This is a genomic window from Bacillus horti, assembly GCF_030813115.1.
GTDB classification, from domain to species: Bacteria; Bacillota; Bacilli; order Caldalkalibacillales; family JCM-10596; genus Bacillus_CH; species Bacillus_CH horti.
On sequence record NZ_JAUSTY010000037.1, the window covers coordinates 1 to 8,874 of the forward strand.

Here is an 8,874-nt window from a genome sequence, read left to right on the forward strand (position 1 = left end):
CTTCACGTACGGTTTGATGAGGAGGAGCTGGAATGAGTAAAGGCGACCTCACGGTCGCCAAGAAAATTTCAGTTCTTTACTCTACCAGAATTTATAAGTTCAGAGGTAGAAAGTATAAGAAAAACTAAGGCTTATCACCAGGTCATGATGAAAGCCTTAGTTTTTCTTATGTTTTATTGCATCTTGTGTAGCTCATTAGTCCTTGATGTTGCTCTATATGATGGTGGTGGACACAGTTTGATGCACGTTTGAAGTTACCTAGTCCTTTTGGGTGGATAAAAGGACGATGGTCTAGAGCTAATAGAAGCCCTTGGTTGTTGACGAACAAGTGGCTTACTAAACCCAATAGGCTGCGAAGGAGGATGGGAGTAAGAGGATGGTGTATGTCTAGCTACTGGATAATAATGGGGCAGGTTCCTATAGGAGCTTTGTACATAGGCAGGGCTAGGCTGTCTTGTATAAGCAACGGATTGCGGTCCCTGCTGCTGGATAAAGCCTTGTTTTTGCTGTCCATGCTGTCCGCTTGGACTTTGCGGGGAACTTGGCTGCTGTTCAGAGGTTTCATTGTCTCCTCCTGTAAATATGGCTAGCAGGCTTGGGTCATGAACAAACGCTTGAACAAGAGGAGAATCTAGAAAAGCAGAGACCTGCTCTAAATCAATATTCTTTAATAGCTGCAGAATATCAGTTTTCGATGCGCCTTTAAGCATGCTGGCTAAATCTAAATCCTTCGCTAAACCAGACATATATTGTACATTGTCCATCGCTTTATTTAATTCACCCAACGTATAGGTTATTTCATCAATCCAGATAGGGTTGGTATTTGATGAAGCTGTTGATTTGTTTGCCTTAGCTTCTTGAATTTGTTCATTGCTAGACTCGCTGTTACCTTCACTCTTATTTTTCTCACTCATTCTTCTCTCTCCTTTATAGAGTTGTAGCTTAATTAATGTATTGAGCCATTACTTAAAAACGTATAACTAATCAAAGATCGTCAAATATATGAACGCTGGCAGTATTCTTTATATTTTATGTAGGTTTCTTATTTCTGTTCTAGTGTCCTCTTATGCTATAATAGGTTGTTGAAAGAAGGAGGGTAATGAATGAGTCCAGGATTAATAAAAATGTTTTTAGCCCTAGTTGCTATTGCTTTAATGTTTCTAGCAAATATATTTATTATGGTGGCAAGAAACCGGCTCAAAGGAATATGGAAGGTTCTAATGACCGTTTTAGCTGTTGCCTCGTTAATTATTTCATTAGTTCTTGTCATCATAGTGGTGCTCTCCTTCTAACCTAGAAGTAGATGTTGCTTAGAAATGGAGGTTTTTTTGAAGCCATGAAAAAATACATAGCTTGTATGATGTCTATTGTTTTTCTTTTAGTGCTAAGTGGCTGCCTCTACCCTAATGAAAGGCGAGCTGAGAATCAAATTCCTTATCCAGCTATGGTTGAGTCCGTCCAGAGTGCTGTGGATCAGTTTCAGGAGGCGAATGGAGTATTACCTATCGCTACACGTGACGCTGATACACCCCTCTATGAAAAATATGTGATTGAATTTCAAAGATTGGTTCCACGCTTTTTAGAAGCTCCCCCTAATAACTCATTTGAAAGAGGGGGAATTTTCCAATATGTTTTAGTGGATGTTGAAGAAGACCCTACTGTCATGCTGTTAGACCTTCGATTAACGAATGCCGTTAGAGATCTTCAGCAGCGTGTTAATCAGTATCTGCGAGATCAGTATCTGCCGGTCGAAAGTATTGTCGATCAGCAATATGTTAAGCTGGATTATGAAGCCCTAAACCTTAGGGAAGAGCCGACTGTACAAAGCCCGTATTCTATGCAAGAGCTGCCTTTTATTGTAGACAGTTCTGGAAGAGTAGGTATCGACTATAAGAAAGACTTATATTATTTCTTGGAGCAATCTGACTTTGAGCAGTTAGAAGAGGGTAAAGATATTCGATCAATTCTTTACCAATCCTCTTTGCTTGTTCCAGCCCATTCTTTTCCCTATGTGATTGAGAATGGAGAAATTATCCTGAAATGATGGTAAAAACATAATTTTATAGCATAAAATTTCAAGACCTCTTATATCTTAAAGATAAAGGAGGTCTTGTCTTTGTTTTGCGACTAAAAAGTTGGCATTGAATTTTCATAGTCATAATTCTTAATAAGACTCATATATTTATAGTGTCCAATTTATTGTACGAGACAAACAACCTTCACTAGGTTATAAGAATGATTCGGGAGGGGATCACGTGGAAAAGGTCGATATTTTTAAAGACATAGCAGAGCGGACTGGGGGTGACATTTATATTGGTGTTGTCGGTGCTGTCCGTACTGGAAAATCAACGTTTATTAAAAAGTTCATGGAAAAAGTCGTCATTCCTAAGATTCACAGAGAGTCCGACAGGGTAAGAGCGCAAGATGAGTTACCCCAAAGTGCCGCTGGACGTACGATCATGACCACGGAGCCAAAATTTGTACCTAACCAAGCTGTACAGATTGCCGTTGATGAAGGGTTAGACATTAATGTCCGTTTGATTGATTGCGTAGGGTATGTAGTACCAGGAGCTAAGGGCTATGAAGATGAAAATGGTCCAAGGATGATTAACACCCCTTGGTATGAGGAGCCTATTCCCTTTCAAGAGGCGGCGGAATTTGGGACACGTAAGGTGATTCAGGAGCATTCCACACTTGGTGTACTCATTACGACAGACGGAAGCATCTCAGATATTCCTAGATATGAGTACGAAGAAGCAGAGGAAAGAGTTGTTAATGAGCTAAAAGAGGTAGGAAAGCCATTTATTATGGTGATAAACTCTACTCAGCCACAAAGCCCCGAAACTGAAGCGTTACGTATTGAATTAGGCGAAAGATATGATATTCCATGTCTTGCCCTAAGTGTTGAGCATATGGAGGAAAGAGATGTAACAGGAGTTTTAAGAGAAGTTCTTTTCGAGTTTCCTGTACATGAAGTAAACGTTAATCTCCCAAGCTGGGTGATGGTTTTAAATGATGAACATTGGCTACGTCAAAGCTATGAAGAAGCCGTACGAGATACGGTGAAGGATATCCGTCGTCTGCGTGACGTGGATCGAGTAGTCGAATTTTTTTCAGAGTATGATTTTATTAATCAGGCTGCTCTTTCAGACATGGATATGGGAACGGGTGTAGCTGAAATCGATCTATCTGCACCAGACCAGCTCTATGATCAAATTCTGAAAGAAGTTGTTGGTGTGGAGATCAGAGGGAAGGATCATCTCCTACAGCTCATGCAGGATTTTGCTCTAGCTAAACGTGAGTATGATCAAATCTCTGAAGCCCTAAGAAGTGTGAAGCAAACAGGCTACGGTATAGCTCCACCACGCTTAGAGGATATGATTCTAGATGAGCCTGAAATTATTAGGCATGGACCAAGGTTTGGAGTACGCTTAAAAGCGAATGCCCCATCCATCCACATGATCAAGGTCGACGTAGAGTCTGAATTTGCTCCGATAATCGGAACGGAAAAGCAAAGTGAAGAGTTAATTCGTTATCTCATGCAGGATTTCGAGGATGATCCATTATCCATTTGGAACTCAGATGTCTTTGGTCGCTCCCTGCATTCAATTGTAAGAGAAGGAATTCAGGCTAAGCTTTCGACCATGCCTGAAAATGCTAGATACAAGCTTAAAGATACATTAGAAAGAATCATTAATGAAGGCTCCGGTGGGTTGATAGCCATTATCCTCTAGATGGGTGATGGCCTCATCCTCTAGAGCACACAAGGCTTCCACTAGGAGGCTTTTTTTCTTTTAAAACAAGAAAAATGTAAGGAATACGTATAAACTTCAGTAAAATAGGCAAAAAAATAGAATAGGAACAACATGGAAGGGGGTGACTGGAAATGAATAAAACAGAACTTATTGCCAAGGTTGCAGAGCGTACAGAATTAACAAAAAAGGATTCCACAAAAGCTGTAGAAGCTGTTTTTGAATCTATTTCTGATGCTCTTCAGAGTGGGGACAAAGTACAAATTATTGGATTTGGTAACTTTGAGATCCGAGAGAGAGCTGCTCGAAAAGGGAGAAATCCTCAAACAGGTGCAGAGATTGATATTGCCGCCAGTAAGGTGCCAGCATTTAAAGCAGGTAAAGCACTTAAAGATGTTGTTAAATAAACTACTTTGATGGAACTTAACTATTAATATCTACTTGACTATCAAAGAACATGTTCCTAGGTACATTCTTTGTGTACATAAGTAGGGAAAGCAAGCATAAGTTAAATAAGAGAATCCTCATTGTTTTTAAGTGAGGATTTTTTCTGTGGGAGAAATTCTTCCAAAAAAACAGTTGACATTTAACTATAAGGCGTGTAGATTATTATTTAATAAATACTACATCATAGATTAAAACACATAGAGTGAACGAAAATAAAATAAAATAAATTAAATCGTATTCTTATCAAGAGAGATGGAGGGACTGGCCCTATGATATCTCGGCAGCAGACTTGTATAGTACTGTGCCAATTCCAGCAAGCAGTATGCTTGATAGATAAGAAGAGTAGATGAATGTGAGCCTACCTCTTCTTTTCTCAAAGAAGAGGTTTTATTTACGTTAAAGAAAGTATAAAATTTGATACCATGTTTATACTTTCTGGCGGCAGGGCATAGGACGACTTGCAACTTTAGTTGCCTAGCGTCACTTGCACACTTTGTGTGAAAGCTTCCTTTAATGATGGACTAGACAACCTCTTCGAGAGGGCTTCAATAGAAGCTTTTCTTATTTTTGCTATTAAACCAAGTAAACCTATGCAAAAAATATGTTTTAGGAACAGCAAGGAGGAGCACAAGTTGATTCAGTTTGAAAATGTTAGTAAAACGTTCCGTTCAAAGGGTAAGGAGGTGCACGCTGTAAAAAATGTATCTCTACATGTGAAACAAGGTGAAATATTTGGGGTCATTGGATTTAGTGGGGCAGGTAAGAGCACGTTACTACGCTTAGTCAATTTGTTAGAGCGTCCTTCAGAGGGAAGGGTGATTGTCCATGACAAGGAGATTAATTCCCTCCCACAATCAGAGCTGCGTAGACTAAGAAGGCGTATAGGTATGATTTTTCAATCCTTCAATCTGTTTACTTCACGTACCGTATATGGGAATGTGGCGTATCCGCTAAAGCTAGCGAAATACCCCAAGGATAAGATCGATTCTAGGGTAAAAGAAGTGCTCAAATTTGTTGGATTAGAGGATAAAGCGGACTACTATCCAGAGCAGTTGTCAGGTGGGCAGAAGCAGAGAGTAGGAATAGCAAGGGCCTTGGGAACCTCTCCAGATATTCTTATCTGTGATGAAGCTACGTCAGCTTTAGATCCAGAAACAACGGGAGAGATTCTAAAGATCCTAAAGAGAGTAAACGAGGAATACAACATTACCATTCTCCTAATTACTCATGAAATGCATGTGATCAAAAGCATTTGTGATCGCGTTGCGGTAATGGAAAATGGCTCTGTCATAGAAGAAGGCCCCGTATTTACCGTATTCTCAGAACCACAAACACAAACAACAAAGAATTTTATAAGCTCAGTTTTGAACGATCAACTATCTGTCAAGCTACTAGAGAAGCTAAGACAGAATCATCATGGTAAGCTATATCGTGTTGTGTTTAAGGGAGAAGCTACAAATCAGCCACTTCTCTCTCAGGTTACGAGAAAGCATAAAATAGATTTCAATATTGTATATGGCAGCATAAATGAGCTCCAGGAGCAGATTTTAGGAAATTTAATTGTAGAGTTCATAGGTGATGAAAGAGTCATTTTGCAGGTTATTAGAGAACTCCAGAAACAGGTTGAAATTAAGGAGGTGATCCATTCATGAAAGTAGATTGGAGTACATTTTGGCCACGAATTGTGGAGGCTACAGGACAGACGCTGACCATGGTTTCATTAACACTTCTTTTTTCAAGTATCATCGGTCTCATTTTTGGGCTATTACTGTTTGTTACGCGAAGAGGCAACATCCTAGAAAATAGACTTATCTTTATTCTATTAAATCTCTTAATCAATATTATTCGACCTATCCCTTTTATTATTTTTCTAGTAGCCATAGGTCCTTTGACAAGACTTGTTGTAGGAACAACGATAGGAACGGCAGCAGCGATTTTCCCGATGACGATTGCCGCATCCTTTGCGATTGCACGAGTCGTTGAAAATAACTTGGTTGCTATTGATCCTGGCATCATTGAAGCAGCAAAAGCAATGGGAGCTAGTCCACTGCAAATCATCTTTGGTGTCCTAATTCCAGAAACACTAGGTCCGCTTATCCTGGGACTTACTTTTATAACGGTAGCCCTTATAGATTTCTCTGCGATGGCAGGGACGGTAGGTGGAGGGGGACTAGGACATTTAGCGATGACGTACGGCTACCAGCGCTTTGATACGTCGGTCATGGTTGTAACGGTTATCCTTCTTATTATCCTTGTGCAAGCAGCCCAATTTCTTGGTAACTATTTATCACGAAGATTCCTTCGTAGATAAATGTGATATGAGTGAACACAAAAAAGGAGAGAGAGAAATGAAAACAAAATTTTTACTTACTGTAGGATTACTAATCGGGGTTCTTGCCCTAAGTGCATGCGGCAATAGCAGTGCTTCAGGGGATACAGTTGAAGTCTCTATAGGAGTAACGGGTGCTGATGGACAGTACTGGGATATTATTAAGGATAAAGCGGCAGAGGAAGGGATTTCAATTAAACTGATTGAGTTCCAGGATTATACACTGCCTAATCACGCTTTAGCAAACGGAGAGGTTGATATTAACTCCTTTCAGCACTTGGCTTTCCTTAGTCAGTTTAACGCAGAAAATAATACTGAGATTGTCCCGATTGGTTCTACGATTATTGCACCATTAGGATTGTATTCAGAGAAATTCACAGATCTTGCTGAGATTCCTGACGGAGCTCAAATCGCAATTCCAGATGATCCTGCTAATTTAGGGCGTGGGCTTAAGCTACTAGCGGCAGCAGGCTTTATTGAACTGAAGGAAGAGGTAGGCTTGTATCCAACTCTTACTGACATTGTCAGTAATTCGAAAAATATTGATATAGTACCTATAGTAGCTCAACAAACACCACGTGTTTTACCAGATGTAGCGGCCTCTGTCATTAACAGTGGTATAGCTGGGCAAGCGGGGCTTTACTTAGAAGACTCAATTTTTCACGATGATCCGTACAGCGAAGAAGCAAGACCTTATATTAACGTATTCGCTGTAAATGCTGAAGATAAAAATAATGAAGCCTATAAAACGATTGCTAGAATCTATCAGGAGCAAGAGGTCATTGACGCTGTGCATGAGGATACAAACGGTGGAAGTATAGTGGTTGATATAGACGCTAGTGAACTGGAAAAAAACTTAAATGAACTGATTGAAGGGATTAAGTAAGAGAAATAATGAGAAATTCTATTCGTTAAGGAGGATAAGAAATGACTATTCAAACACATGTAGGTAAAGCAAAGGCTGAGCGTGATGCCATTATTCAAAACATTGATCATCAAGCAGATCTGTATATCCATACAAGTCATCAAATCCATGAAAATCCGGAAATCGGAAATGAGGAGTATTTTGCTGCAGAAAAATTAACTAGCTTACTTCAAAATGCTGGATTTGAAGTAGAAAGTAATGTTGCTGGACATGAGACAGGGTTTGTAGCAAGAAAAACGGCAGCTAAACAGGGGCCGAAGATTGCTTTTCTAGCAGAATATGATGCACTTCCTGGCTTGGGGCATGCCTGCGGTCATAATTTAATAGGTACAATCAGTACCGCAGCAGGAATTGCTCTTTCACAGGTCATAGAAGAGACGGGTGGGGAAGTGTATGTGTTTGGTACCCCAGCTGAAGAGGGAGGACCTAATGGAAGTGCTAAAGGAAGCTTTGTAAAGCACGGCTTATTTGAAGGGATCGATGCTGCATTAATGATTCATCCCTCTGGTCAAACTAGATTAACCGGTGAAACCTTAGCTGTAGATCCACTTGATTTTCACTTCTATGGTCGGGCTGCACACGCTTCTGGATCTCCAGAGGAAGGAATCAATGCGCTTGACGCTGTCATCCAGCTTTTTACAGGGATTAACGCTTTGCGTCAGCAGCTTGCTTCGGATATCCGTATTCATGGCATCGTTACGCATGGTGGAGACGCTCCAAATATCATCCCTGAATACGCTTCTGCCCGTTTCTTTATTCGGGCAGAAACCTGGCAAGAGGCCGAAAAGACCTCTGCTAAGGTACGCAAAATTGCCGAAGGAGCAGCTTTAGCTACAGGGAGCACAGTGAGAATTGAACGTTTTCAAAATGAGGTTCAAAACTTTATTATAAATGAATCCTTAGATGAAATTGTGGGTCTGGAGCTGGAAGCTCTAGGAGAATCTGTTGTCAGAGAAAAAAGAAAAGGTAAGGGCTCTACAGATGCTGGGAATGTAAGTCAAGCGATCCCTACGTCACACCCTCACATAAAAATAGGGATTGATGATCTAATTGGTCATACCCCTGAATTCAGGGAGGCTGCGGCTTCTCCTCAAGGTGACAATGCCTTGTTAGTTGGAGCAAAAGCTCTAGCCTTAACAGGCTTACGGCTTATTACAGAACCAGAGCTACTCAGCTCAATTAGAAAGGAGTTTAATCAGAAGACCGATGTGCCTAAATAGATAAATGAAAGGCATGCTTTATATATAAACTGTTACACCAATTGCCCTTTTTCATGATTATTGTACGTGGGACGCTCCCCCTAGTCGTCCCACGTACTTTTTTTTTACGTATAAGACCATCATGCCGTGAAGCGGCACCACAAAAAATGAAAATGTAACTACAAACTGAAGAAGCATGCTTTTTTTGGTCAATACTGCTAG

The 8,874-nt window shown here is 40.4% G+C and carries 9 protein-coding genes and 1 riboswitch; of the genes, 8 read left to right on the plus strand and 1 reads right to left on the minus strand.

Translation table 11 applies throughout. The features are described from left to right. Nucleotides 1–254: 254 nt before the first annotated feature. Nucleotides 255–914 (minus strand): hypothetical protein, encoded by a 660-nt coding sequence (locus tag J2S11_RS22010; RefSeq protein ID WP_307398332.1) that lies wholly within the window; start codon nucleotides 912–914, stop codon nucleotides 255–257. A 189-nt stretch (nucleotides 915–1,103) separates the two neighbouring features. Here J2S11_RS22010 and J2S11_RS22015 point away from each other — a divergent pair, with 189 nt between their 5' ends. The 8 genes from J2S11_RS22015 to J2S11_RS22050 all read left to right on the plus strand — a co-directional run bounded on the left by J2S11_RS22015 (nucleotide 1,104) and on the right by J2S11_RS22050 (nucleotide 8,673). Next, on the plus strand, nucleotides 1,104–1,292 hold the full coding sequence (locus tag J2S11_RS22015; RefSeq protein WP_307398334.1) for a DUF2768 family protein: 189 nt from the start codon (nucleotides 1,104–1,106) through the stop codon (nucleotides 1,290–1,292). A 44-nt stretch (nucleotides 1,293–1,336) separates the two neighbouring features. Next, on the plus strand, nucleotides 1,337–2,044 hold the full coding sequence (locus tag J2S11_RS22020) for a hypothetical protein (RefSeq protein ID WP_307398337.1): 708 nt from the start codon (nucleotides 1,337–1,339) through the stop codon (nucleotides 2,042–2,044). Nucleotides 2,045–2,255: 211 nt separating this feature from the next. Further along, nucleotides 2,256–3,734 carry a stage IV sporulation protein A gene (gene spoIVA, locus J2S11_RS22025; RefSeq protein WP_307398339.1) on the plus strand — a complete coding sequence of 493 codons (1,479 nt, stop codon included), beginning with the start codon at nucleotides 2,256–2,258 and terminating at the stop codon, nucleotides 3,732–3,734. A gap of 152 nt (nucleotides 3,735–3,886) precedes the next feature. Next, entirely contained in the window at nucleotides 3,887–4,159 is a 273-nt protein-coding gene (locus J2S11_RS22030) for an HU family DNA-binding protein (protein ID WP_307398341.1), read from the plus strand. A gap of 277 nt (nucleotides 4,160–4,436) precedes the next feature. Next, nucleotides 4,437–4,539, plus strand: a riboswitch (SAM riboswitch). Between the two features lie 292 nt (nucleotides 4,540–4,831). Further along, nucleotides 4,832–5,851, plus strand: a complete 1,020-nt coding sequence (locus J2S11_RS22035) for a methionine ABC transporter ATP-binding protein (protein ID WP_307398342.1) — start codon at nucleotides 4,832–4,834, stop codon at nucleotides 5,849–5,851. Continuing rightward, nucleotides 5,848–6,510 carry a methionine ABC transporter permease gene (locus tag J2S11_RS22040; RefSeq protein WP_307398344.1) on the plus strand — a complete coding sequence of 221 codons (663 nt, stop codon included), beginning with the start codon at nucleotides 5,848–5,850 and terminating at the stop codon, nucleotides 6,508–6,510. Before J2S11_RS22035 ends, J2S11_RS22040 begins: the two co-directional genes overlap by 4 nt. Nucleotides 6,511–6,547: 37 nt before the next feature. Next, nucleotides 6,548–7,414 carry a MetQ/NlpA family ABC transporter substrate-binding protein gene (locus J2S11_RS22045; RefSeq protein ID WP_307398345.1) on the plus strand — a complete coding sequence of 289 codons (867 nt, stop codon included), beginning with the start codon at nucleotides 6,548–6,550 and terminating at the stop codon, nucleotides 7,412–7,414. Nucleotides 7,415–7,455: 41 nt separating this feature from the next. Then, nucleotides 7,456–8,673, plus strand: coding sequence for a M20 family metallopeptidase (locus J2S11_RS22050; RefSeq protein ID WP_307398347.1), 1,218 nt, complete (start codon nucleotides 7,456–7,458; stop codon nucleotides 8,671–8,673). The last annotated feature ends 201 nt before the right edge of the window (nucleotides 8,674–8,874 follow it).